At 70.0% G+C, this 22,734-nt stretch carries 27 protein-coding genes and 1 tRNA gene; 18 read left to right on the top strand and 10 right to left on the bottom strand.

Annotation, left to right across the window (positions count from 1 at the left end):
• The first annotated feature begins 59 nt into the window (after window positions 1-59).
• The 5 genes from AX744_RS17745 to nrdH all read left to right on the top strand — a co-directional run bounded on the left by AX744_RS17745 (window position 60) and on the right by nrdH (window position 3,932).
• The gene (locus AX744_RS17745; protein WP_061018400.1) at window positions 60-641 is read left to right on the top strand and encodes a hypothetical protein; all 582 of its coding nucleotides are present in this window, start codon (window positions 60-62) and stop codon (window positions 639-641) included.
• A gap of 420 nt (window positions 642-1,061) precedes the next feature.
• Window positions 1,062-3,170: an FtsK/SpoIIIE domain-containing protein gene (locus AX744_RS17740; RefSeq protein ID WP_197429275.1), complete on the top strand. Its 2,109-nt coding sequence runs from the start codon at window positions 1,062-1,064 to the stop codon at window positions 3,168-3,170.
• A 15-nt stretch (window positions 3,171-3,185) separates the two neighbouring features.
• Window positions 3,186-3,377 carry a hypothetical protein gene (locus tag AX744_RS17735; RefSeq protein WP_061018396.1) on the top strand — a complete coding sequence of 64 codons (192 nt, stop codon included), beginning with the start codon at window positions 3,186-3,188 and terminating at the stop codon, window positions 3,375-3,377.
• Window positions 3,374-3,655, top strand: a complete 282-nt coding sequence (locus AX744_RS17730; RefSeq protein WP_061018394.1) for a hypothetical protein — start codon at window positions 3,374-3,376, stop codon at window positions 3,653-3,655. The genes AX744_RS17735 and AX744_RS17730 overlap by 4 nt, the downstream gene beginning before the upstream one ends.
• Window positions 3,656-3,698: 43 nt before the next feature.
• A complete protein-coding gene (gene nrdH, locus AX744_RS17725) occupies window positions 3,699-3,932 on the top strand; it encodes a glutaredoxin-like protein NrdH (protein ID WP_061018392.1) in 234 nt (77 codons plus the stop codon).
• A gap of 49 nt (window positions 3,933-3,981) precedes the next feature.
• Here nrdH and AX744_RS17720 read toward each other — a convergent pair whose 3' ends face one another.
• From AX744_RS17720 to AX744_RS17710, 3 genes are read right to left on the bottom strand one after another with little or no spacing between them, the layout of a single operon-like run.
• Window positions 3,982-4,203 (bottom strand): hypothetical protein, encoded by a 222-nt coding sequence (locus tag AX744_RS17720; protein WP_061018390.1) that lies wholly within the window; start codon window positions 4,201-4,203, stop codon window positions 3,982-3,984.
• 7 nt (window positions 4,204-4,210) lie between these two features.
• Window positions 4,211-4,435, bottom strand: a complete 225-nt coding sequence (locus AX744_RS17715) for a hypothetical protein (protein ID WP_061018388.1) — start codon at window positions 4,433-4,435, stop codon at window positions 4,211-4,213.
• Entirely contained in the window at window positions 4,432-4,989 is a 558-nt protein-coding gene (locus tag AX744_RS17710) for a hypothetical protein (protein WP_061018386.1), read from the bottom strand. The genes AX744_RS17715 and AX744_RS17710 overlap by 4 nt, the downstream gene beginning before the upstream one ends.
• 199 nt (window positions 4,990-5,188) lie before the next feature.
• Here AX744_RS17710 and AX744_RS17705 point away from each other — a divergent pair, with 199 nt between their 5' ends.
• The 12 genes from AX744_RS17705 (at window position 5,189) to AX744_RS17650 (ending at window position 16,419) form a co-directional block, all read left to right on the top strand.
• A complete protein-coding gene (locus AX744_RS17705; protein WP_061018383.1) occupies window positions 5,189-5,398 on the top strand; it encodes a heavy-metal-associated domain-containing protein in 210 nt (69 codons plus the stop codon).
• Window positions 5,398-6,360, top strand: coding sequence for a hypothetical protein (locus tag AX744_RS17700; protein WP_061018381.1), 963 nt, complete (start codon window positions 5,398-5,400; stop codon window positions 6,358-6,360). Before AX744_RS17705 ends, AX744_RS17700 begins: the two co-directional genes overlap by 1 nt.
• Window positions 6,361-6,395: 35 nt before the next feature.
• Window positions 6,396-8,672: a heavy metal translocating P-type ATPase gene (locus tag AX744_RS17695; RefSeq protein ID WP_061018378.1), complete on the top strand. Its 2,277-nt coding sequence runs from the start codon at window positions 6,396-6,398 to the stop codon at window positions 8,670-8,672.
• Window positions 8,673-8,724: 52 nt separating this feature from the next.
• Window positions 8,725-8,967, top strand: coding sequence for a YHS domain-containing protein (locus AX744_RS17690; RefSeq protein WP_061018376.1), 243 nt, complete (start codon window positions 8,725-8,727; stop codon window positions 8,965-8,967).
• A 55-nt stretch (window positions 8,968-9,022) separates the two neighbouring features.
• Window positions 9,023-9,313: a metal-sensitive transcriptional regulator gene (locus AX744_RS17685; RefSeq protein WP_061018374.1), complete on the top strand. Its 291-nt coding sequence runs from the start codon at window positions 9,023-9,025 to the stop codon at window positions 9,311-9,313.
• Between the two features lie 84 nt (window positions 9,314-9,397).
• Window positions 9,398-10,630, top strand: coding sequence for an MFS transporter (locus tag AX744_RS17680; protein WP_061018372.1), 1,233 nt, complete (start codon window positions 9,398-9,400; stop codon window positions 10,628-10,630).
• On the top strand, window positions 10,627-12,147 hold the full coding sequence (locus tag AX744_RS17675) for a multicopper oxidase family protein (RefSeq protein WP_061018370.1): 1,521 nt from the start codon (window positions 10,627-10,629) through the stop codon (window positions 12,145-12,147). Before AX744_RS17680 ends, AX744_RS17675 begins: the two co-directional genes overlap by 4 nt.
• A gap of 141 nt (window positions 12,148-12,288) precedes the next feature.
• Entirely contained in the window at window positions 12,289-12,501 is a 213-nt protein-coding gene (locus AX744_RS17670; RefSeq protein ID WP_061018368.1) for a YHS domain-containing protein, read from the top strand.
• 56 nt (window positions 12,502-12,557) lie between these two features.
• The gene (locus AX744_RS17665) at window positions 12,558-13,751 is read left to right on the top strand and encodes an FAD-dependent oxidoreductase (protein WP_082738577.1); all 1,194 of its coding nucleotides are present in this window, start codon (window positions 12,558-12,560) and stop codon (window positions 13,749-13,751) included.
• Window positions 13,752-13,776: 25 nt separating this feature from the next.
• Window positions 13,777-15,957, top strand: coding sequence for a heavy metal translocating P-type ATPase (locus tag AX744_RS17660; RefSeq protein ID WP_061018366.1), 2,181 nt, complete (start codon window positions 13,777-13,779; stop codon window positions 15,955-15,957).
• A gap of 15 nt (window positions 15,958-15,972) precedes the next feature.
• Entirely contained in the window at window positions 15,973-16,287 is a 315-nt protein-coding gene (locus AX744_RS17655) for a metal-sensitive transcriptional regulator (protein WP_061018364.1), read from the top strand.
• A gap of 58 nt (window positions 16,288-16,345) precedes the next feature.
• Window positions 16,346-16,419 (top strand) — tRNA-Cys (locus AX744_RS17650).
• Between the two features lie 30 nt (window positions 16,420-16,449).
• Here AX744_RS17650 and AX744_RS17645 read toward each other — a convergent pair.
• The 3 genes from AX744_RS17645 to AX744_RS17635 all read right to left on the bottom strand — a co-directional run bounded on the left by AX744_RS17645 (window position 16,450) and on the right by AX744_RS17635 (window position 18,475).
• Window positions 16,450-17,283: a F510_1955 family glycosylhydrolase gene (locus AX744_RS17645; RefSeq protein ID WP_061018362.1), complete on the bottom strand. Its 834-nt coding sequence runs from the start codon at window positions 17,281-17,283 to the stop codon at window positions 16,450-16,452.
• Between the two features lie 58 nt (window positions 17,284-17,341).
• Window positions 17,342-17,956, bottom strand: a complete 615-nt coding sequence (locus AX744_RS17640; protein WP_061018432.1) for a DUF305 domain-containing protein — start codon at window positions 17,954-17,956, stop codon at window positions 17,342-17,344.
• 87 nt (window positions 17,957-18,043) lie between these two features.
• A complete protein-coding gene (locus AX744_RS17635; protein ID WP_061018360.1) occupies window positions 18,044-18,475 on the bottom strand; it encodes a DUF6153 family protein in 432 nt (143 codons plus the stop codon).
• A gap of 108 nt (window positions 18,476-18,583) precedes the next feature.
• Between AX744_RS17635 and AX744_RS17630 the strand changes: the two genes are divergently transcribed.
• Window positions 18,584-18,988 carry a four-helix bundle copper-binding protein gene (locus AX744_RS17630; RefSeq protein ID WP_061018357.1) on the top strand — a complete coding sequence of 135 codons (405 nt, stop codon included), beginning with the start codon at window positions 18,584-18,586 and terminating at the stop codon, window positions 18,986-18,988.
• Here the strand turns inward: AX744_RS17630 and lnt are convergent.
• The 4 genes from lnt to AX744_RS17610 all read right to left on the bottom strand — a co-directional run bounded on the left by lnt (window position 18,985) and on the right by AX744_RS17610 (window position 22,694).
• Window positions 18,985-20,622: an apolipoprotein N-acyltransferase gene (gene lnt / locus AX744_RS17625; protein WP_082738576.1), complete on the bottom strand. Its 1,638-nt coding sequence runs from the start codon at window positions 20,620-20,622 to the stop codon at window positions 18,985-18,987. The two genes, AX744_RS17630 and lnt, sit on opposite strands and share 4 nt — an antisense overlap.
• Window positions 20,619-20,930 carry a hypothetical protein gene (locus tag AX744_RS17620; RefSeq protein ID WP_231728850.1) on the bottom strand — a complete coding sequence of 104 codons (312 nt, stop codon included), beginning with the start codon at window positions 20,928-20,930 and terminating at the stop codon, window positions 20,619-20,621. The genes lnt and AX744_RS17620 overlap by 4 nt, the downstream gene beginning before the upstream one ends.
• Complete coding sequence (locus tag AX744_RS17615; RefSeq protein WP_061018355.1) at window positions 20,927-21,955, bottom strand: flavin-containing monooxygenase; 1,029 nt, start codon at window positions 21,953-21,955, stop codon at window positions 20,927-20,929. Before AX744_RS17615 ends, AX744_RS17620 begins: the two co-directional genes overlap by 4 nt.
• Before the next feature lie 283 nt (window positions 21,956-22,238).
• The gene (locus tag AX744_RS17610) at window positions 22,239-22,694 is read right to left on the bottom strand and encodes a hypothetical protein (protein WP_157543647.1); all 456 of its coding nucleotides are present in this window, start codon (window positions 22,692-22,694) and stop codon (window positions 22,239-22,241) included.
• Window positions 22,695-22,734: the final 40 nt, after the last annotated feature.

Raw genomic sequence — 22,734 nt, 5'->3', positions numbered from 1 at the left:
AGGCTACCGATTACCCGAACACCCGCGGGCTCAGCCCGCCATTTTCCAGACGGTGATGTGTGACCGATCGAGACGCCCCCCACGTCGACGATCAGGCAGTATCCGGTCCCGCTGCGCGCACCACAGCAACCGGATACCGATCTGTTTCGTACTACCTGCCGGCAGCGCTGCATGCGCGACTCAAGGCCGCCTGGTGGGCGACTCGCGAGTGCCCGGACGGAGCGCCGACGCTCTCGGCCCTGGTGGAGGGGATCTTCCTCGAGTACGTCACGGCGGCTGAGCTCGAGCACAACGGCGGCCGACCGTTCCCGTCTGCGCCTCGGGGCGCGCAGGGGCCGAGGAGTATTGCTTCGGAGGGGCACCGGCTCGTGGCGTACTACCTTCCCGCGGACCTGCACGCACGACTCAAGGCCACCTGGTGGGTGCTGCGCGATGCTCGCACGCCGGCGCTGTCATCGGTGGTCGAGGCGCTGTTTATCGCCGCGGCCGCGATGCTCGAGCAGCGGCACAACAACGGCGCCCCGTTCCCGCCGGCACCAGAGTCCGCGCGTGGCGTGAGCCGGGCCGCAGCAGTGCGTCAGGGGGAGTGGATGCGGCGCGAGTGGGAGAACCGTCGCGGCGAGAGCTCCGCTCAGGGCTGAGCGCCGCCCGACCGCCGACAGCTGCAGTCCGGCCCGCGCGTGAACGTTATGCGGGGGATGTGCGGCCCGGGTCGCCGCCGAGAGAGTGCAGCTGATGCGGTGATGCTGCGGGGATATTGCGGGCTGGATATTTCTTACGGCGGTGGGGGGTTTGCCCCGCTCCGCTTCCGACTTCGCTTCAGCTACGCGGGGCAAGCCTACCACTGTTGTCAAGCGCCAAGGTGGCGACGATATTGCGCTGATGTGCGGGAAAGTGCTGCGGCACTACGCCCGCAATACCTCTCGCCACATCGAGCGCGGCGGGTTCCCGGGTCGCTCGAAGCTGCCAGATCCAGATCCTCGTGTCCGCGAAGAGGGGTTCGCGGGGCCTATATGACGCAGAGGGCCGCGATCGGCGCGGCCCGGTTCAGGAGGCATCCGATGGCGACTCGACTTGCTCGCCCGCCGGCCCGTCCGTCGTCGGCGCCGGTCGCCCCATTGGGAGTGCTGCCGCGTCGGCAGGTGACGGGGATCTTCCCCGCACTGGTGGTGCTGGCGGCCGCGGTGGTGTTGACCGGAGTGAACATGCAGGCCCGCTTCACCGACGCGATCGCGTGGGTGTGGGTTGCAGCTGTGGTGATCGCGGCCGTGTCGGTCGCGTCCGGCATCCGTACCTACCAGAAGCAGAGCCGGCTCGATCCGGGCATCGAGGCGGTGCTGCCGTCGCTGGGCGCGCAGCGTCCGTCGCGCGACCTGGTCCGTGCGGTGAAGTGGACCCGCGGCTGGGTCGGCGTCCCTCGCAAGGTGACGATCCGATACGCCTCCCACGTCGACGACCGTGATGTGCGGTTCGTCGACCAGATCGTCACATCGTTCTCGCGCCGCATCGGCGAGGAGTACCGCGTGCTCAAGCACGTCCCCCGCCGCTGCCTCCTCGTGCTCGAGCTCGCGCCGCCCACCACGCCGGTCTCTCGAGAGCAGCAGCGGGCCGAGCAGGTCGCGAAGCTGCTGCTGGGGGAGAGCGCCAAGGTCGAGGTCACCACCGACCCCGAATCCAACGACGTCCGCAAGATGAAGGTCAAGCACGACATGGGGCCGCGGCTGGCGATCCCGGCGCGACGAATGCAGATCGAGAAGGTGATCTCCTCGATGCTGCCGGGGCGTTGGCGGGCGCATTGGGATCTCGAGGGCGATGAGGTCACCTTCGAGATCCGTCCCCCGATGCCCGACATGGTGCTGCACGAGCCGGCGCCGTCGACGAAGCAGCTGACGCACGCCGAGTACAAGGCGTTCAAGATCCCGATCGGCGTCGACGAGGACGGGTCGGTGCAGACATGGCAGCCCTCGGTCTCCCCGCACATGCTCGTCATCGGTGGAACGGGCTCGGGCAAGACGTCGTTCCAGCACACGGTGCTCACCCACCTGGCGCAGGCCCGCTGGCGGGTGTGGGTGCTGGACGGGAAGCGGATCGAGTTCGCGGGGTTCCGCACCTGGCCGAACGTCGAGCTCGTCGCGGCCCGCGTCGAGCACCAGGTGCGGATGCTGCACGCAGCGCACGAGCTCATGGAGCAGCGTTACACCCAACTCGAGGAGGGCACCGCCCGCCTCGAGGACTTCGAGCCGCTCGCACTGATCATCGACGAGTACGCGACGTTCAAGGCTCGCGTGCAGCGTTGGTACAAGACGGTGAAGCCGAAGGGGGCGCCCACTCAGGCGCCGGTGCTCGAGCTCCTGTCGGATCTGGCCCGTCTGGCGCGAAGCGCGAAGATCCACATGCTGCTGGGCATCCAGCGCCCCGACGTCGAGTTCCTCGGCGGTGAAATGCGCGACAACTTCGGAGCCCGACTCTCCCTCGGCCGGCTCTCCCCGCAGGGCGCGATGATGATGTGGGACTCTCCGGCGATCGGCGTCGCGCTGCCTCGCAACAAGCGCGGCCGCGGCGTCACCCTCAGCGCCGAGTCGCTTCCGGTGGAAGTGCAGACCTTCTACACGCCCGACCCGGCCAAGCTCGACAAGTCCGACGCGCAGGACTGGGAGCACCTGCGCACGCTCACCCCGCTCGAGACTGATCACCCTCGCAAGACCATCGCCGAACCGTCTGCGCTCATCGACGGCGACGAGGAGCTCCCGCCGACCTACAACGACTGGGCGACCACCCGCATCACCCTCTTCGACGGCGTCGAGCCGCCGGCGGTGGAGACTCCCAAGGCCCTGCCCAGCAACGTCGTCGCGCTCGGCGCACGCAAGGCCGGCAATGTCCGGTTCGAGCCCGAGCCGTTGGACGTCGACGACGAACCCGCCGCGGCCGCCGATGACGACGAAGGCTACGGGGAGATCTCCGAGGGCCTGGCCGGCGACCTCGCGGTCGGCGACCTGGTGCTGTCCGATTCCACCCTCGGGATCTGGGTGGTCGTGGAGTCCGTGGAGCCGGACATCGTCGACGAGGACGCGATGGCGATCGAGTACCGCGAGCTCGACACCGGCGACGAGGGCCTGATGACCGTGTCGGACAACGAAGTGCTCACCTACCGGCGCCCCGCCGCCGCGTGAACGAAAGGAGCAGTGATGCAGAGCACTCAGAACCGGGCCGAGCTCGCGCACGAGCAGGCCTTCGCGTTCGCACTCACCCAGGGTGCTGCGCGCGAACGTGCGGAGGAGTTCGCCGGTGAGTACGTCAACGTGCTCGAGGACCGCGCCGGCGAGATCCGCTACCCGGACGCGCCGGCGCCCACGCCCGAGGAGGTGTGGATCTCATGACGCAGTCTGTGGCCGAGAACGAGGACGACCTGCTGACGCTGATGTTCATGCTCTGCGGAGGCATGGCGACCGGGATGTTCTCGTTCGGTGTGCTGCTCCACCCGGTGCGCGACTGGATGCTGCAGTACCACCTGCTCGCGAACGGCACCGAGGTCGTCATTCCGTTCATCGACGGCATCGGGTTCGGATGGCCGCAGATCGTCGTGGCCAGCGGCTTGATCGCCGCCCTGGTGGCCACCGTCGTCTGGCTGCGCCGCCGCGCCCGCGAGCGTGTCTGACCCGATCCACAAACTACGAGACCAAGAGAGGAGGATGAGTCACATGGCTGTCACGGTGTACACGAAGCCGTCGTGCGTCCAGTGCACGGCGACCTATCGCGCGCTGGATTCCAAGGGGATCGATTACGACGTTCTCGATCTGTCGGAAGATCCCGCCGCGCTCGAGCAGGTGAAGTCGCTCGGCTACCTGCAGGCGCCGGTTGTGATCACGGATCAGGATCACTGGTCCGGGTTCCGGCCGGACAAGATCGACGAGCTCGCCGCACGCCTGGTGTGAGCGAGCAAGTGACTGAGGGGCGTCCCGGATGGGGCGCCCCTCAGTCGTGTCAGGTCTGCTGCCGGGTGGCGTAGAGCCGAAGCAGCGCGTCGCGCAGATGGGTGTTGCGCTCGAGCGATCGCCGCAGCGCTTCCGCATCCGCGGGTCGTGGGTCGGGGCCTGCGCGCACGACGCCGGCGGAGATCGCCCACCGTGCGAGCTCGTCGAGTTCGACGTCGACGGTTGCGGTGGCGATCGCCTGCTGGGTCCAGGTGACCTTGTAGGCCGACATGGTGGCCTCAGCTGCTGCGGAAGAAGTCGATCACGCTGATCACGAGCGCCCACAGCAGCACGATCGCGGCCGCGGTCAGCAGGATCTTGCCCATGTGCGGCGCGAGGAGGATGCCGAGCCAGCCGGCGCCGACCGCGAGGCCGATCGTGAGCAGACCGATGATCATCCGGCGCAGCCGGGTGAGGATCTCGTCGGGGATGTCCGCGTGCTTGCGCGGAGTCGCGAGGCTCATCGGTCACCCACGTCCAGGGCCTTCGCGGCCGCGGCCACGGTCAGCGAGGATCGGAATCCGATCTCGCGCGTCCACTCGTCGACGGCGCGGCTGAGTCCGACGTACTCCACGACGCCGGGCTCCTGCGTGGATGCCTCGCGGGGATGGAAGTACAGGCGAGCCTCGATGCTCTGCTCGAGGCGGCTCAGCTGCCGGTTCGCTTCGGAGTCGTCCCACCCGGCGTGATGGCAGGAGACCTCCTCCATGTACAGCCGGCACCGCTCGATCTGCAGGATCTGCTCGGTGTCGATGCGGTCGCCCAGGAACTCCGCGACGGGACGCCACTCGTAGCGGGGCGCTGGAACGCTGCAGCGGTTGGCGAAGCTGACGCTGGCGTAGTTCTCGTCCCACAGCTGCTGACCGAGACGGTCGGCGTCGGCGAGAACTGCGGCGGGGGAGCGGCCCGAGGCGACGATCGGCACCCGGGCGGGAGACTGCGTGATGTCGGTGCTGCTGATCAGGATCGCTGTGACCAACAGGTCAACGACGTCCTGGGGGACGGGGAGCGCGCGCATGGCAACTACCTCCTAGTAAAGTTGTGTATCTGACCTACATAACAATATTTGGAAGCGGTCCAGTCGTCAAGGGGGAGAGCAAGTTAGGCATGGCGCAACAGGGTCCGTCACGGTGAATTGGAATACCCTAGGGGGGTAGGGGTGTTACGGTGGGGAGAGCCCCACTCAGGAGCACCACCCAGACGGAAGGAAACCCATCATGGCCACCAGCGAGTACCAGGTCACCGGCATGACGTGCGGACACTGCGAGATGTCCATCCGCGAAGAGGTCTCCCAGATCCCCGGGGTCGACGAGATCCAGGTGAGCGCCCAGAGCGGCAAGCTCGTCGTCTCGTCCACCAGCGACCTCGATGACGCCGCCGTGCTGGCCGCTGTCGACGAGGCTGGCTACTCGGCGGTGCGCGCCTGATGAACGCTGCGGGACGACTCAGCCTGTATGGCGCCGGCGTCGTCGTGGCCTTCGGCGCAGCGTTCGGCATCGCGGCAGCGGTCGTCCCGGACAGCGCCGTCGCCAACTGGACGGCCGCCGCCAGCGACGGCTCGATGGCCGACCACGCCGGCATGACCGACACCGACACCACCGAGACCGCGACCATCCCCGGTGTCTCCCTCTCCGGCTATGGGTACGAACTCAGCCCGATCACCGCGCCGACCGGCACGGGACAGGCCGGCGAGTTCAGCTTCCAGATCCTGGACGCCGACGGGACGCCGCTGACCGCCTACGAGACCTCGCACGAGAAGGACCTGCATCTGATCGTGGTGCGCACCGACGGAACCCAGTTCCGGCACGTGCACCCCACGTTTGATGAGGGCACCGGCACCTGGTCGGCATCGTGGGAGTGGGCCGAGGCCGGTACTTACCGGATCTACGCGGACTTCGTGCCGGACGTGACCGACGGCCCCGACAAGGTCACCCTGACCCGCACGGTCGACGTCGCGGGGGAGTTCACCCCGGACCCGGCGACCGCCACCTCCACGGCCAGCGAGGTCGACGGGTACACGGTCACCCTCGACGGTGACCTGACCGCGGGGGAGAGCTCCGAGCTGACCCTGTCGGTCGCCCGCGACGGGCAGCCGGTCACCACGCTGCAGCCGTACTTGGGCGCCTTCGGGCACCTGGTCGCGCTGCGCGACGGCGACCTGGCCTACCTGCACGTGCACGCCGAAGGCGACGAACCACGCGACGGCGACACCGCCGGACCCGACATCCGGTTCGCAGCCGAGGCCCCCACCGCCGGCCGGTACCTGCTCTACCTCGACTTCCAGGTCGACGGGAAGGTCCACACCGCCGAGTTCGTCGTCGACGCCGGTCACGGCACCGGCGGCACGGACACGGACGACACACACAGCGACACGGGCGACGGTCACTGACCGCCCCGCGGTGATCTGAGAGAAGAAGGAACACCATGAGCACCACAGCCCCCGCAGGCTCGACCGCGGACTCCGCAGTCGAACTCCAGATCGGCGGGATGACCTGCGCCTCCTGCGCGATGCGGATCGAGAAGAAGCTGAACAAGCTCGACGGCGTCGCCGCGACGGTGAACTACGCCACCGAGAAGGCGAAGGTCACCGTGCCCGCCGGGTACGACCCGGCCTTGCTGATCGCCGAGGTCGAGAAGACCGGCTACAGCGCCGCACTCCCGGCCCCGAAGAAGACCAAGAACGACACCACCCAGGGCGGGGACGCGGACGACGCCGACCCGGAGCTGACCAGCCTGCGCAACCGGCTGATCGTCTCGATCATCCTCAGCGTCCCGGTCATCGCTATGGCGATGGTCCCCGCGCTGCAGTTCACCTACTGGCAGTGGGCGTCCCTCGCGCTGGCCGCGCCGGTGATCGTGTGGGCGGCGTTCCCGTTCCACAAGGCCGCCTGGGCGAACCTCCGCCACGGCGCGGCGACGATGGACACGCTCATCTCGATGGGCACCACCGCCGCGTTCCTGTGGTCGCTGTACGCCCTGTTCTTCGGCACCGCCGGCGTCCCCGGCATGACGCACCCGTTCGAGCTGACCCTCGCCCCCTCCGACGGTGCGGCGAACATCTACCTCGAGGTCGCCGCCGGAGTGACGATGTTCATCCTCGCCGGCCGCTACTTCGAGAAGCGGTCCAAGCGGCAGGCCGGGGCCGCGCTGCGCGCGCTGCTCGAGCTCGGCGCGAAGGAGGTCGCGGTCCTGCGGGGCGGCGTGGAGACGAAGATCTCCGTCGACGAGCTGCAGGTCGGGGACGAATTCGTCGTCCGCCCGGGCGAGAAGATCGCCACCGACGGGGTCGTCGTCTCCGGCACCTCCGCCGTCGACGCGTCCATGCTCACCGGCGAATCCGTCCCGGTCGAGGTCGGCGAGGGTGACCCGGTCACCGGCGCCACCGTGAACGCGGGCGGACGCCTGGTCATCCGCGCCACCCGGGTCGGCTCCGACACGCAGCTGGCCCAGATGGCCAAGCTCGTCGAGGACGCCCAGACCGGCAAGGCCGAGGTGCAGCGCCTGGCCGACAAGATCTCCGGCGTGTTCGTACCGATCGCGATCCTCATCGCGGTCATCGCGCTCGGCGCCTGGTGGGGGGCGGGCTTCCCGATCTCCGCCGCATTCACCGCCGCCGTGGCCGTCCTCGTGATCGCCTGCCCTTGCGCCCTGGGCCTTGCAACCCCGACCGCGCTGCTGGTCGGCACCGGCCGCGGCGCGCAGATGGGCATCCTGATCAAGGGCCCGGAGGTGCTGGAGTCCACCCGCAAGGTCGACACCGTGGTGCTGGACAAGACCGGCACCGTCACCACCGGCAAAATGACCCTGGTCGACGTGGTCACCGAGCCCGGCGTGGACCGGGACGAGCTGCTCCGCCTCGCCGGTGCGCTGGAGGACGCCTCCGAGCACCCCATCGCGCAGGCGATCGCCAAGGGCGCCACCCAGGAAACCGGCAGCACCCTGCCGGCCGTGGAAGGGTTCACCAACCTCGAAGGCAAGGGCGTCCAGGGCGTCGTCGACGGGCACGCGCTGCTCGTGGGCCGGGAGTCACTGCTGGCCGAGTGGTCGCTGCGCCTGAGCGCCGAGGTCGCCGCCGCGAAGGCACAGGCCGAGAGCGAGGGCAAGACCGTCGTCGCCGTCGGATGGGACGGTGCCGCCCGCGGCATCCTCGTCGTCGCCGACACCGTCAAGCCGACAAGCAAGGAAGCCATCGCCCAGCTCAAGGCGCTGGGCCTGACCCCGGTGCTGCTCACCGGCGACAACGAGGCGGTCGCCCGCCAGATCGCCGCCGAGGTCGGCATCGACCAGGTCATCGCCGAGGTCATGCCCAAAGACAAGGTCGACGTCGTCACCCGCCTGCAGGGCGAGGGCAAGGTCGTCGCGATGGTCGGAGACGGCGTCAACGACGCCCCCGCGCTCGCGCAGGCCGACCTGGGACTTGCGATGGGCACCGGCACCGACGTCGCGATCGAAGCATCCGACATCACCCTGGTCCGCGGCGACCTGCGCAGCGCAGCCGACGCGATCCGCCTGTCCCGCAAGACCCTGGGCACGATCAAGACCAACCTGTTCTGGGCCTTCGCCTACAACACGGCTGCGATCCCAGTCGCCGCTCTCGGCCTCCTCAACCCGATGCTCGCCGGGGCCGCCATGGCCCTGTCCAGCGTGTTCGTCGTCGGCAACAGCCTGCGTCTGCGCGGATTCAAGAGCATCGCGCGCTGACCGGGCCCACCCGCCAGCGCACCCATCACCCACATCGGAAGGAACACCACCCATGTCCAGCTGTTGCAGCACCAGCGCCCCCGCCCCCGGCGGACGCGAGAACCTCCTCGACGGCACCACCGGCGCTGACATGACGACCTGCCCGGTCATGACCGGCACCCCCGTCAACAAGGCCACCGCCGAGGCCGCCGGCCTGTTCCGCGACTACGAGGGCGAGCGGTACTACTTCTGCTGCGCCGGCTGCGGTCCCGCGTTCGACGCGGACCCGGCCAAGCACGCCGCCGCCATGGCCTGATCCTCACTCCCGGGCCCACACCCACCGTGTGGGCCCGGGACACGGACACCCGACCATGACCATCCCCACACCCGCCGCGGACGGCTACATCACCGACCCGCGCACCTACCGCAACCGGCTCCGCCGCCTCGAGGGACAGCTCCGCGGAATCACCCGCATGATCGAGCAGGAACGCCCCTGCATCGACACCCTCACCCAGATCTCCGCCAGCAAACGCGCACTGGAAGGCGTAGCACTCAGCCTCCTCGACGACCACCTCCGCCACGCAAACACCACCGGGACCCTCACCGACGAGACCTCCCTCGCCGCCACCTCCGCGGCCATCGCCCGGCTGATCCAGCCCTAACCCCCACCCCTCTTCGCAGCGCAGCGGACACCGCACACAGACATGCCAGCCGCGCCCCGTCGCCGCTCGCCCAGGAGGACTCCTATGACCGCCGCAGCACTCGCGACCCGCGCCCGCGGCGGCTTCTGTCTGGCCATCACTGGCACCGTGCTGCTGATGGCCGCAGCCTCCGCCCCCTCACCGTTCTACCCGCAGCTCACCCAGCGGCTGCAGCTGGCACCGGTCGCGACCACCCTGATCTTCGCGATTTATGCCCTCCCGCTGCTGATCGCCCTGCTCACCCTCGGCTCCCTCTCCGACCGGATCGGACGACGCCGCGTCCTCAGCGTCGGGGCGGTGCTGCTCACCGTCAGCCTGCTGCTGTTCTGGGCCGCCGACTCGCTGCCCGCCCTGCTCACCGCCCGGGCCCTCCAAGGCCTCGCCGCGGGGCTGCTCGTCCCGGCGCTAAACGCGATGATGGTCGACTTCGAACCACCCCGCCGGCCGGGAGCCGCCGCGCTGGCCAACACCGCCGCCCCCATGGCCGGGCTCGCACTCGGCGCGCTCACCGCCGCGGTGCTGCTGGACCTGGACGGCATCGACGCGGGCACCATCTTCCTCGTGCTCGCCGCCGCGTTCGTCGTGCTCGCCGCGACCGCGTGGAGCATCCCCGACGCCGCCCCCGCCCGCCACGACCGGGGCCGTGCGCGTCGTGTTCCGCTGCCGCCGCGCACCCGGCGAGTGATCCTGTCCGTCGTCCCGGCGGTCATCTCCGGGTGGGTCACCAACGGCATGTTCCTGGCCCTGGGCACCGGGATCGTCGCCACCCAGTTCACCGCCGACACCCGCACTCAGGAAGCGGCGTCCATCGTGATCCTCGCTACCGCCGGTGTCGCAGCCGCGGTGCTGCTGCACCGCTCCAGCCCGCGACGCATCACCCTGTTCGGCAGCGTCAGCCTCGGATTGGGCACCCTGTTCAGCCTGCTCACCCTGCACGGGCACAGCCTCACCGGATACCTCGCCAGCGTCGCCATCGTCGGCGCCGGATTCGGGACCGCGTTCATGGGGGCCATGCGCACCCTGCTCCCACACGTCGACCCCGGCCAGCGCGCCACCGTTATGGCCGTGATCTACACGATCTCCTACCTGGCCATGTCGCTACCCACCGTGTTCGCCGGGCTCCTCGTGCCCGTGCTCACCCTGCCGGGCGCGGCGACCCTGCTTGGTGGGGCTGTTGTGGCGCTGAGCATCACCGCCATCCTCACCCGCCTGCTCCTGACCGACCAGCCCGCCCGCCGCGCGGCGGCCGCCCACCAGAAAGAGACCACGCGCCGATGACCACCCCCGCTCCTCGTCCCCGCCGCCAGCTCACCCGCCGCGGGTTCCTCTCCCTCAGCACCGGCGCCGTCGCCGCCGTGGCCCTCGCCGCCTGCACCCCGACCCCGGCATGGGTGACCCCCACCGGTGCCGCCGTGGACCGCGCCGAACGGGACCGGCGCGGCACCGGACGGGTCACCACCGCGGCGCTCACCGCCGCGGCCACCACCATCGACCTCGCCGGCACCGCCGCGGCGACGTTCTCCTACGGGTCGGTGCCCGGACCGGTCCTGCGGGTACGTGCCGGGGACACCCTGCAGGCGACGCTGCGCAACGATCTCCCCTTCGACACTTCCGTGCACTGGCACGGGCTCGCGCTGCGCAACGACATGGACGGTGTCCCCCCGCTCACCCAGCAGCCCATCGCCGCCGGCGACTCCTTCCGGTACGAGTTCACCGCCCCCGATCCGGGCACCCACTGGTTCCACCCGCACGTCGGCGCCCAGCTGGACACCGGACTGTACGGCGCGCTCATCGTCGAGGACCCCAACGAACCGCTCCGCTACGACGACGAATGGGTCATCATCCTCGACGACTGGCTCGACGGCGTCACCGCCACCCCCGACGAGGTGCTCGAGCAGCTGCGGCAGGGGATGGGGGAGATGGGCGGCCACGGTGACATGTTCATGCGGATGGGCAACATGCTGATGGGCGCGACCTCCGACCTGCTCGGCGGTGACGCCGGCGACGTCTACTACCCGCACTACCTGATCAACGGCAAACCCGCCGCCGACCCCGCCCAGTTCACCGGCACCCCCGGATCCCGGGTCCGGATCCGCCTGATCAACGCCGGTGGAGACACCGCATTCCGGGTCGCGCTCGGCGGACACAGGCTCACCGTCACCCACACCGACGGGTACCCCGTCGACCCGGTCGAGGTCGACAGCGTCCTGCTGGGGATGGGTGAACGCTACGACGTGCTCGTCACCCTCGGCGACGGAGTGTTCCCGCTCATCGCCGAAGCCGAAGGCAAACGCGAACGCGGCTTCGCGCTCGTCCGCACCGGCGGCGGGCAGGCGCCGGCCGCGGACGTGCAGATCACCGAGCTGGGGGAGGGCGCCCAGGTCGCGACCGCCGAGCGGCTGGCCGCGACCGCCGCGGTCACCCTCGACCGGCGTGACGCCGACCGCACCATCGCGCTGACCCTCACCGGCAGCATGGCCGACTACGACTGGGGCTTCAACGGCCGCCAGTTCGACATGCACGACCCACTCCGCGACGCACACCCGCTCACCGCGGGCGAACGCGTGCGGCTGACCGTCACCAACGACACCGACATGTGGCACCCGTTCCACCTGCACGGGCACACCTACCAGCACACCGGCGGCGGCCCCCGCAAAGACACCTCCATCGTGCTCCCCAAGCAAACGCTCGAGCTGGAGTTCGACGCCGACAACCCCGGACGGTGGATGGCCCACTGCCACAACATCTACCACGGCGAGGCCGGCATGATGACCGTCCTCGCCTACCGCCAATGAGGTCGACCCGGACGGGAATAGCAGGCGGCACCCGCCTGTTGTGATACCCATACGGGGTATACGCTAGGGGAGTCCCAGGCGCACACCGTGCCGGACCGACGGCCGCTCGGCCGTCGACAACCGACAGAAAGAACACCCGCCATGAGCCACGACCACGACCACCACCACGAGGCCCCCGCCGACGCGAACGACGTCGTCGTCTGTCCCGTGATGCCCGGCAGCACCGTCAGCAAGAGCGTCGCCGAGGCCCAGGGCCTGTACCGGGACTACGAAGGCGAGCGGTACTGGTTCTGCTGCGCCGCGTGCGGTCCGCTCTTCGACGCCGACCCCGAAAAGTACGTCAAGGCCGCCTGACACCACCCTCGGGGGCCCGGAACATCCGGGCCCCACAGACCCTCTCAAGGAACGACATGTCACCCCAGAAGATCCTCATCCTGGGTGCCGGCGCCGCCGGCACAGCCGCCGCCCGCGTCCTCGCGGGCACGGACACGGTGACCGTCACCCTGATCGGGCGCACCGGCGAAACCCCCTACAACCGCACCCTGGTCAACAAGGGCGTCGCCGTGGGGCTGCTCACCCCCGAGCAAGCCGCCATCCCCGGTGTCGCCGCCGAGGCGGACACAGCGGTGGACGTGGACCCGGAGAACAAGACCGTCCGGTTCGCGTCCGGCCGCGTCGAGCACTACGACGCCCTCATCCTCGCCACCGGCAGCACCCCGCGGCTCCTGGAGGACACCATCCCCGGTGCCACCACGGGAACAGCTCGGATCACCACGCTGCATTCCCTGGAAGACGCGATCACCGTCCGCGACCTGATCGCCGGGCTCGGGCGGCCCGCACAGGTCGTGATCTCCGGGGCCGGGCTGGTCGCCGCGGAGACCGCGACACTGCTGCGCGAACGCGGCCACCAGGTCACCCTCCTCACCCGCGACACCACCCCGGGCGTCCGGGTATTCGGCGCCGAGCTCGCGGAACGCCTCAACGACGCCCACCACGCGAATCTGGACACCGCGTTCGGCCGCACTCTCACCGGGGTACAGGAGAGCGGTGACCGGCTCGAGCTGACCCTCGACGACGGCACCGCCCTGCCCGCCGACCTCCTCCTCATCGCCCACGGCACCACCCCCACCGCACCATCCCCGTGGGACGGACCCGTGCCGGTCGACGAGAGCCTGCGCACCGCGGCCGCGCACGTCTACGCCGCCGGCGGCGTCGCCGTGCACGATGACCCCGCCCTCGGGGCGTGGCGGATCGATCACTGGTCCGACGCGGCCGCGCAGGGCGAGCACGCCGCCCGCACCCTGCTCGCCGATCTCGGCGCGGGGGAGCAGCCCGGCAGCTACCAGCCTCGCGCCCCGTTCACCGCCACAGTCCACGGCGCGATGATCGCCGGCGCCGGACTGACCGACACCCGCACCGACACCCGCATCGACAGCTCCGAGCCGCTGGTGGTCATCCGCCAGCACGGCCCGGTCCCCGTCGGTGTCCTCGGCTTGGACGCCGCCCCCGCCGTCTTCGGCTGGATGCCCAAGCTGCACACCCCGACCGGCCCCGACGCGGAGGCCCTCGCCTCCACCGGGACCGGCACGGCAGACTCGAAATAACCGCTAGGCACAGGGAAGTGAACTGATGACCGACCCGCACGCACACCACACCAACCACCCCACCGGCAAGGCCGCCACCGCCACCGGCGAGCACGGCGACCACACCCCGGAGCCGCCCACGCAGCACGACACCCACACCGGGCACGACGTGCAGCCCAGCCACGGCCAGCACGCCGGCGGCCAGATGGACCACTCCGGCCACGGCGGAGGCCATGGCGGGCACGCCGGGCACGGCGACCACGTCGGCCAGTTCCGGCGGCTGTTCTGGATCAACCTGATCATCGCCGTCCCCGTGGTGGCGTTCTCCCCGATGTTCGCGATGATCCTCGGCTACGAGGTCCCCGGCTGGGCCCGGTTCATCGCCCCGGTGCTCGGCACCGTCATGTACGTGTGGGGCGGGTGGCCGTTCCTGACCGGCGCGGTCAGCGAGCTGCGCTCGCGCAAGCCCGGGATGATGCTGCTGATCGGCCTGGCGATCACGGTCGCGTTCTTCGCGTCCTGGGGCGCCACGCTGGGGCTGCTGCACCACGAGCTCGAGTTCTGGTGGGAGCTGGCGCTGCTGATCGTGATCATGCTGCTCGGTCACTGGATCGAGATGCGCTCCCTCGCCCAGACCAGCTCCGCCCTCGACACCCTGGCCGCGCTGCTGCCCGATGAGGCCGAGCGAGTCGAAGGAGACCAGATCGTCAAGGTCTCACCCGCCGACCTGGCCGTCGGGGATGTCGTCGTGGTCCGCCCCGGCGGCAGCGTCCCCGCCGACGGGAAGATCGTCGACGGCCGCGCCGACATGGACGAGTCCATGGTCACCGGCGAATCCCGCCCGGTCGCCCGCGGCACCGGCGACCCGGTCACCGCCGGCACCGTCGCCACCGACTCCGGGCTGCGCGTGGAGGTCACCGCCACCGGCGACGAGACCACCCTCGCCGGCATCCAGCGGCTGGTCACCGAGGCGCAGAACTCCTCCTCCCGTGCGCAGCGGATCGCGGACCGTGCCGCGGCCCTGCTGTTCTGGTTCGCACTGATCGCCGCCGCCATCACCGCGGTGGTGTGGACCCTCGTCGGCAACCCCGACGAAGCCGTGATCCGCACCATCACCGTCCTGGTCATCGCCTGCCCCCACGCGCTGGGCCTGGCGATCCCGCTGGTGGTCTCCATCGCCACCGAGCGCGCCGCCCGCGGCGGGGTGCTGGTCAAGGACCGGCTCGCGCTGGAGAGCATGCGCACCGTCGACACCGTCCTGTTCGATAAGACCGGCACCCTCACCAAGGGTGAGCCCACCGTCTCGGCGGTGGAGCCGATCGGTGACCTGGACGCTGACCAGGTGCTTGCGATCGCCGCGGCGGCCGAGGCCGACAGTGAGCACCCGCTCGCCAAGGCCATCGTCCGTGCCGCGCAGGAGAAGAACCTCACCCTGCCCAAGGCGACCGGGTTCAGCTCCTCACCGGCGGTGGGCGTCACCGCCACCGTCGACGGTGCGGAGATCCGCGTCGGCGGCCCCCGCCTGCTCGAGGAGGTCGGCGCCCGTGAGGTCGACCAGGCTGACAGCTGGCGTGGTGAGGGCGCAATCATCCTGCACGTCACCCGTGACGGGAAAGTCATCGGTGGGCTCAAGCTCGCCGACGAGATCCGTCCCGAGTCCCGCGAAGCCGTCGAGGCGCTGCACAAGCTCGGCGTGCAGGTGGTCATGATCACCGGCGACGCCGAAGCCGTCGCGAACGCCGTCGGCAGCGAGCTGGGCATCGACCGGGTGTTCGCGCACGTGCGCCCCGAGGACAAGTCCAGCAAGGTCGCCGAGCTGCAGAAGGAAGGCCGCAAGGTCGCCATGGTCGGAGACGGCGTCAACGACGCCCCCGCCCTCGCGCAGGCCGACGTCGGCATCGCCATCGGCGCCGGCACGGACGTCGCCATCGCCTCCGCCGGGGTAATCCTCGCCAGCTCCGACCCCCGGTCGGTGCTGTCGGTGATCCAGCTCTCCCGCGCGGCGTACGGGAAGATGAAGCAGAATCTGTGGTGGGCTGCAGGCTACAACCTGATCTCCGTGCCGCTCGCCGCCGGCGTGCTGGCCCCGATCGGGTTCGTGCTTCCCATGTCGGTCGGTGCGATCCTGATGTCGCTGTCCACCGTCGTGGTCGCCCTGAACGCGCAGCTGCTGCGCCGAATCGACCTCACACCCGAAGCGAGCACCCGCGCGGTCCTCGACCGCTGACCGAAGGAACCGGCCATGTCCACACCCACCGTCGACACGACGCACACCACTCACGGGTACATCACCGACAAAGACAAGTACCTGAACCGGCTCAAGCGCATCGAGGGTCAGGCGCGCGGGATCTCGAAGATGGTCGATGACGAGAAGTACTGCATCGACATCCTCACCCAGATCAGCGCTCTCACCAGCGCCCTGCAGGCCGTCGCGATCGGGCTGCTCGACGATCACCTCAAGCACTGTGTGATCGACGCAGCACGGATGGACGGCGACCAGGCCGAGCAAAAGATCAAGGAAGCCAGCGACGCGATCGCCCGTCTGGTCCGGTCCTAACCCGGACCAGACGGACGACCCGTCCGGCATCCCCCCGCCCCACGTCGGGGCGGAACCTGGTGCCTTGGCCGAGCGGCGAGGCAGCGGCCTGCAAAGCCGCCCAGACGGGTTCGACTCCCGTAGGCACCTCCACCCGTCACCGCAGCCGCCGTGCGGCCCCCGCTACTGGGGCAGCACGGTGATGCCGCTGGCGTCGACCACGACGACCCGGCCGTCCGCGTCGATCCCCACCGCCTGCGCCTGCTCGTGCACCGTGCCGGCCTCCCGCCACTGGTCCTCCCCGGACCCGAGCACCCAGATCCGGTCATCGGTGCCGACCCCGACCAGCCGCTTCCGATCCGGGGACGCTCCCAGCGTGTACAGCAGCGGCGCATCCGGCCACGCCGAGAACGACGCCCCCCGGTCCGTGCTCACGGTCACCCCGTCCGCGGTCGCCGCGACCACCCGGCCGCTGGCATCCGCGGTCAAACTCACCGCCGGCACCTGCGCGCCCGTCGGAGTCCAGGTGGCGCCGGCATCGACGCTGCGCAACAGGTCGGTGTCGTCGGTCGCCAACCCGTACACGGTGTCATCGGCGCCCGCGGTGAGCGCATGGAAGTCTTTCTCCCCGGTGAACGCGACGGGTTCCCAGTTCGCGCCGCCGTCGACACTGCGGATCACTCCCAGATTCGGTGCTCCCCACTCTTCGGGGGTCTGCGGGCCCGGGTGCCCGGACGCGATCAGGCCCTGCGACGTCGCCGTCAACCCCATCGCGTCGAAGTCGGCGGTACTGACCCGGCCGCCGAGCTCACCCGATTCGGACACCTCGTAGATGCCCTCGTGGGTGCCCAGCAGCAGCTGCCCCGTCTCCGGGTCCACGACCACCGCGTGCACATGCGTGGACAACGCGGTGTGTTCTTCCCCTGTCGACGCGGGCGTGCTCGCGCACCCCGCCAACACGACAGGCACGGACATGACGGCGGCGATCACGGCCGCCGCCTTGAAACGGACGCGCATATGCACCCTCCACGATCAGGGTGGGGCGCCACCATCGGTGACGCCCCACCGGGGTGCCTCAGAGCTGAGCGAGCAGATCTTCCATGGTGGTGATCTCCGCGGACTGCGTGTCCACCACCGCCTGGGCCAGTTCCTTCGCGTCCGGGTTCTTCCCGTCGGCCAGCTCGGTCTCGGCCATCTCGATCGCGCCCTTGTGGTGCTCGATCATCTGCTCGAGGAACATCCGGGCAGCGTCGGCGCCGGTCGCGGCCTCCAGCTGCGCCATGTCCTCCTCGGACATCATCCCGCCGCCGTGGTCCATGTCGCCCATGTCCATATCGTCGGCGGACATGCCCCAGTCATCGAGCCAGCCCTGCATCGTGTCGATCTCCGGCTGCTGCGCATCCTTGATCTGCTGCGCCAGATCCAGCACCTGCTGGTCGACGTCGCTCTTGGCGAGGATCATGTCGCTCATCTCCACCGCCTGCTGGTGGTGGGGGATCATCATCATCGCGAACATCGAATCGGCCATGTTGAAGTCCGCCTCTGCGGACTCCGATGGCGCCGACGAGGACCCGCCGCCGTGATCCATGCCCGGCATCGAGTCGCCGCTGCCGGCGCACCCAGCGAGGAACAGGGCCGTCGCCAGCGGAACGGCGACGAGTGCTGCGGTGCGGAGCTTCTTCTTCATCATCATCAATCAGTCCTTCTCTTGGGTGTACGTGAACGCCCGCGAACGGGCACGGCAACAAACCCCACCGGACGGCGGGGTCCGGCGCGTTCACGTCCGACTGATCGACAACTCCCGCAGTGAAGGCGGGCGGCTCGGAGCCGGCCGCGCTACGAACATCACCGGCCACCATGTGGCCCGTTCCTGCGGTGTCCCGCGGATCAGCCGAGGGAGCAGGAGGAGCAGCACCGTCGCCAGCAGCGCCAGCACGCACATCACCATCAGCGCGTCGTGACCGCCCTCCGGGCTGCACGTCACACACCCGTGCCCCGCGTCGTCCACCGGGGCAGTGGCTGCGCCGTGATGACCCTCGGGAACGGTGGCGCCGGTCATCTCCGCCGTCGACGACATCGCCGGCGCGTGGGAGGAGGCCAGGGTGTGCATGCCCATCAGCCCGACGATGATCGCGGCCGCGAAGCACACCAGGAGCAGCCACCGCGTCGAACGCGGCAGCCGGGTACGCAGCGCGGACAGGCTGATCATCCCTCCCAGCCTAATGCCCGTACCATACCCCCGCACCGTAAACGAAGGGGGTCGCGGCCCGTGCAGCGCCCCAGGTAGCGTGGCGCCTCCCACGACCCCGGAGGAACCATGACTGTCACCGCCCAGATGATCGACACCCACCCGCGCCCGCTCGACGGACCGGCACGAGACGCTCTGCTGGCCTGCATCGACGCATGCCTGGAGTGCGGGCAGGCCTGCACCGCGTGCGCGGACGCCTGTCTCAGCGAAGAGATGGTCGCCGAGCTCACCACCTGCATCCGCATCAACCAGGACTGCGCCGACCTGTGCGACGCCACCGCACGGATCCTCTCCCGTCGCACCACTCCCGACACGACCATCCTCCGCGCCACCCTGGAGGCCCTCCGCGCCGCCTGCACCGCATGTGCGGCCGAGTGCGACGCGCACGCCGACATGCACGAGCACTGCCGGGTCTGCGCCGAGGCCTGCCGCCGCTGCGAGCAGGCCTGCACCGACCTGCTCGCGACGCTCTAACCCGCCCCTCCGGCAGGCCGGTCGCCGCGGCGCCGGTCCTGCCGGAGCACCAGCACACCGGCGAGAGTGAGAAGAATCAGCCCGTTCCACACCGTCACGGTGGAGATGAATCCGCCCGCGACAGCCCCCGGGGTGACGCCGGTGCGCAGTTCGACGGCCTCGGCCATCACGCCCGGCTCATCGGCGGGTAGCGAGGCCATCGTGGACCCGTCGGGACGGATGATCTGGCTCGTCCCGACGGTCGACACGTTCACGACGGACCGGCCGGTCTCGATCGCCCGCATTCGCGCGAACGCGAGCTGCTGCAGATTCTCATCCGTGCCACGGAAATCGGCGTTGTTGGTCTGGAACACCAACAGCTCCGCACCGGCACTGATGCTCTCGGAGATCACCTGGTCATAGATGACGTCGAAGCAGATCGCCAGCCCGACTCTGGTGCCGCCCACCGACACGACCGGCGGGTTGGTCCCGTGCGCATACTCCCGCTGGATCAGCCCCACCAGATCCGGGGCCAACATCATGTAGAAGTCCCGATCGGGAACGTACTCGCCGAACGGCACCGGGTTGCGTTTCGCGTGTGTCTGCAGCTGGTCCCTGGGCGGGGTCGAGCTGAGCGTCGGGTCCCACAGGAACGACGTGTTGTAGAACTTCCCGTCGACCCTGGTAGCGGCGTTCGCCAGCAGCGGCGCCCCCGCCCGCTCACTGACCCCGGTCAGGTAGGCGGCGAGGTAGTCACTGTCGAACGGGTCGTCGTCCAACCCCTCCGGCCAGACCAGCAGATCCAGATCGGTGCCCGCCAGCGCGGCCGACGCGTCACCCTGCGCCGACGCGATCGACCACGGGCCGCGTTGATCGAAATACCCGGAGGGGCCGTTGCCCTGCACGGCGCCGACCCGCATCGTCCCGGCCGGGGTCGTCGGGAACGCCGGCGTGAGCAGCAGGACGCCGATCGTCGCGGCAGGAACCAGTGTGCGCGGCGGGTATCGCCAGGCGCGGGTGCGTGCCCACTCGATGCTGACCGCAACGGCAAACACCATCACGAAGCTCAACCCGCTCACCCCCACCCACGACGCGACCGCCGCGGCGGGAGACTCTGACTGCGTCATCCCCAGACGCGCCCACGGGAACCCGCCGTACGGCCACGCCCCGAGCATCACCTCCCTGCCCGTCCACAGCGCGGCCACCACACCGGGAAGCAGCACCAGACGCACCGTCCCCGGAGGAACAAGCCGGGGAACCCACCGGTACGCCAACGTCAGCGGGATCACCCACACCGCGGTCAGTGCCCCCTCGACCACCGTCAGCGCCGCCCACGGCACCGGCCCCAGGTACCGGGACGTCCACGACACCACCAGGGAGAAGAACACCAGCCCAAACACCAGCCCGACCGCGAGGGAACCGGCCACGCTGCGGCCGATCGCGGCGACCAGCAGCACCCCGGCTGCCAGGAACGCGGCCGGCCACCAGCCCACCTCCGGGTAGGCGAGGTCCATGAGGATCCCGGCCACGGCCGCTGCCGGCAGCGCCGCCCACAACGGCAGCAGTGGTGCCCGCTCCCGTCCCTGATCCTGCCGACGGGTCCGGGGGAGTGGGGGGAGAACGCGGAGCGCGCCGGAATCGCGGAGGCGTGTCATGCCGGTTTCCGTCCCGCGATGACCGCTCCCACCAGGAGTAGCAGCGCACCCATCGGGTACCCCGCGGCCAGATCCACCCACCCTTCCGGTTGCCCCGGGCCGAAGATCTCCAGGTGCATCAACCAGTGCGCCACCGCGACCACCACACCGGCCAACATGAGAACCTGCCCGAGACGCACGAAGCGGCGCTGCCGACGGTACCGCCGAGCCGCGTCGGCGACCTCGTCGCGCTGGTCACTCCGCGGATGCTCCGGACGGGACCGCCGCCACCAAGCCCGCGGCCGCCGCTGGTGTCCGCCGCGGTTCACGGCCGGTCCACGATCTGTCGAGCGATCGCGGCCGCGTCACGCCCCACTCCGGCCAGCGTGTCGGCTCGCCGCCGACTGTACGCGGGGATCCCCGCCACGAACAGGCCCGGCATTGAGGTGAGGGTGCGGCGGGAGGGTTCGGTTCGCACCACCTCGGGCAGCCATTCGTCACCCGCCCGGTACCCGGTCGCGAGGATCACCGAATCGATTCCCCGCACCTGCTCGCCGTCAGCCAGCACCACCGTCGACGGGTCCTGCACATCCATCACGGCCGGCACCAGCTTCACCCCGGCCTGCCGGAGCTGCTCATCCCTGTTCCCGAAGACGGGTTCGGGCACCTGCGCCCCCGACGTCCACGACGTGGAGGTGCCGGCGGCGGCGGGATACCGCATCGCTGGACGGTGACGTCGCGGGGTGCGCGTGGACAGAGTGACGGTGTGCGAGGGTGCGAGCTCACGCGCGATCTGGACGCCGCTATTGCCGCCGCCCACGACCAGCACGTTGCCCGCCGGGACCTGCTTCGGGTAGTGGTAGTCGCTGCTGTGGATCCGCACTCCGGGAACCCGCATCCGGGTGACCCATTCGGGGACGCGCGGGCGCGCGGACGCGCCCGTCGCACACACCACGTTGCGGGTCTGCACCTCGCCCGCTGTCGTGGACAGCGTCAACGCCATCCCGTCGCCGCGCCGCTCGAGCCCCAAGGCCCGGATTGACCACACCGGGGTGACCCCCAGCGCGGCCTCCACCGAGTCCAGATACTCGAGGATCTCATCGGCTCGCGGGCGCCGTCGGGGATCGCCAGGCAGCGGCAGTCCCGGCAGCGTGCTGTGCCGCGCCGGACTCAGCAGCTCCATCGAATGCCACCGGGACGCCCAACTGCGCTGTCCGCGCGGCGCCGCATCGATGACCACGAAATCCTGCTGCGGGCGCAGACCGCGAGCGATCAGCCCCGCGGCGACCGCCAGGCCCGCCTGCCCGGCGCCGACAATGATGGCGCGGCGATGCGACAGTCCCGGCGCGGTCACCAGCCGTACCCCACAGACTCACCGAACGCGATGCCAGGGCGCAGGGACAGCCCCGCCCGCCGCGTCACAGCAGAACCGAGCACCCCCGGGACGGTGGTGAACGGCTCGGGTGGGCAGAAAAACAGGTCAATACGGCACACACCCGGCGGGGTGGCCGCAGCGGCGACAGGCGTCGCCCCCGAAAAATGAGTCACGAAGCTCTCCAAGAACACGAAAACGGCAGGTCATCATCCCCGCCGATGGCGGGGGAGGAGCCGCCCACAACGGGACGGCGACCCGGTTCTCAGGTTCGAGAAATCGACAACTGGACGAGCGATATCGGCGTGGGCGGCGCACCGCCCGGCATGGGCATGGCGCGCAGCGGACGTCGCACGTGGGGCGCCCGCAACGGTGCGGCCCGCCCCCGCAACACGAACGCGCGGATCAGGGTAAAGATCAGCAGCGTGCACAGCACCCCGATGAAACATGCCGCTGCACCGAGCGCCCCATCCGTAGGCACCGCGACCGTCTCCGCGCTAGCGGCTGCTCCTGCAGGCGCATCCGCCACAAGCTCCGGGGTGACAACACTGACCGCGGTCCCCGTTCCCGAGGAGCCCTCCTCGGCATGCGTGCTCGAGAAGATCCCGGCGCAGACCAGCAACCCCAAGCCCAGCACCGTAATGGCACGCAGCACCAGCCACCGATCGCCCCGCAGGGCGTCTCCCGGAGAACGCAGCGCCGACACCATGGTGGCGCTCACTTTAGCAATCACGCTGATGAATCAGCCGGAGGAGCCAGGG

Origin of the sequence: Microbacterium sp. CCH5-D1 (genome assembly GCF_001557335.1) — a bacterium.
Taxonomy (GTDB): domain Bacteria; phylum Actinomycetota; class Actinomycetes; order Actinomycetales; family Microbacteriaceae; genus Microbacterium; species Microbacterium oxydans.
Note: the sequence above shows the minus strand (reverse complement) of the source record. Positions and strands in the feature narration are given on the sequence as shown.

Excerpts from the sequence above, each read along its gene's own strand:
- AX744_RS17665 (WP_082738577.1), top strand. The coding sequence starts at position 12,558 with ATGTCACCCCAGAAGATCCTCATCCTGGGTGCCGGCGCCGCCGGCACA.
- AX744_RS17640 (WP_061018432.1), bottom strand. The coding sequence starts at position 17,956 with ATGATGAAGAAGAAGCTCCGCACCGCAGCACTCGTCGCCGTTCCGCTG.
- AX744_RS17680 (WP_061018372.1), top strand. The coding sequence starts at position 9,398 with ATGACCGCCGCAGCACTCGCGACCCGCGCCCGCGGCGGCTTCTGTCTG.
- AX744_RS17730 (WP_061018394.1), top strand. The coding sequence starts at position 3,374 with ATGACGCAGTCTGTGGCCGAGAACGAGGACGACCTGCTGACGCTGATG.
- AX744_RS17715 (WP_061018388.1), bottom strand. The coding sequence starts at position 4,435 with ATGAGCCTCGCGACTCCGCGCAAGCACGCGGACATCCCCGACGAGATC.
- AX744_RS17735 (WP_061018396.1), top strand. The coding sequence starts at position 3,186 with ATGCAGAGCACTCAGAACCGGGCCGAGCTCGCGCACGAGCAGGCCTTC.
- AX744_RS17670 (WP_061018368.1), top strand. The coding sequence starts at position 12,289 with ATGAGCCACGACCACGACCACCACCACGAGGCCCCCGCCGACGCGAAC.
- AX744_RS17720 (WP_061018390.1), bottom strand. The coding sequence starts at position 4,203 with ATGTCGGCCTACAAGGTCACCTGGACCCAGCAGGCGATCGCCACCGCA.
- AX744_RS17705 (WP_061018383.1), top strand. The coding sequence starts at position 5,189 with ATGGCCACCAGCGAGTACCAGGTCACCGGCATGACGTGCGGACACTGC.
- AX744_RS17630 (WP_061018357.1), top strand. The coding sequence starts at position 18,584 with ATGACTGTCACCGCCCAGATGATCGACACCCACCCGCGCCCGCTCGAC.
- AX744_RS17695 (WP_061018378.1), top strand. The coding sequence starts at position 6,396 with ATGAGCACCACAGCCCCCGCAGGCTCGACCGCGGACTCCGCAGTCGAA.
- AX744_RS17685 (WP_061018374.1), top strand. The coding sequence starts at position 9,023 with ATGACCATCCCCACACCCGCCGCGGACGGCTACATCACCGACCCGCGC.
- AX744_RS17700 (WP_061018381.1), top strand. The coding sequence starts at position 5,398 with ATGAACGCTGCGGGACGACTCAGCCTGTATGGCGCCGGCGTCGTCGTG.
- lnt (WP_082738576.1), bottom strand. The coding sequence starts at position 20,622 with ATGACACGCCTCCGCGATTCCGGCGCGCTCCGCGTTCTCCCCCCACTC.
- nrdH (WP_061018392.1), top strand. The coding sequence starts at position 3,699 with ATGGCTGTCACGGTGTACACGAAGCCGTCGTGCGTCCAGTGCACGGCG.
- AX744_RS17655 (WP_061018364.1), top strand. The coding sequence starts at position 15,973 with ATGTCCACACCCACCGTCGACACGACGCACACCACTCACGGGTACATC.
- AX744_RS17740 (WP_197429275.1), top strand. The coding sequence starts at position 1,062 with ATGGCGACTCGACTTGCTCGCCCGCCGGCCCGTCCGTCGTCGGCGCCG.
- AX744_RS17710 (WP_061018386.1), bottom strand. The coding sequence starts at position 4,989 with ATGCGCGCGCTCCCCGTCCCCCAGGACGTCGTTGACCTGTTGGTCACA.
- AX744_RS17645 (WP_061018362.1), bottom strand. The coding sequence starts at position 17,283 with ATGCGCGTCCGTTTCAAGGCGGCGGCCGTGATCGCCGCCGTCATGTCC.
- AX744_RS17690 (WP_061018376.1), top strand. The coding sequence starts at position 8,725 with ATGTCCAGCTGTTGCAGCACCAGCGCCCCCGCCCCCGGCGGACGCGAG.
- AX744_RS17675 (WP_061018370.1), top strand. The coding sequence starts at position 10,627 with ATGACCACCCCCGCTCCTCGTCCCCGCCGCCAGCTCACCCGCCGCGGG.
- AX744_RS17660 (WP_061018366.1), top strand. The coding sequence starts at position 13,777 with ATGACCGACCCGCACGCACACCACACCAACCACCCCACCGGCAAGGCC.
- AX744_RS17635 (WP_061018360.1), bottom strand. The coding sequence starts at position 18,475 with ATGATCAGCCTGTCCGCGCTGCGTACCCGGCTGCCGCGTTCGACGCGG.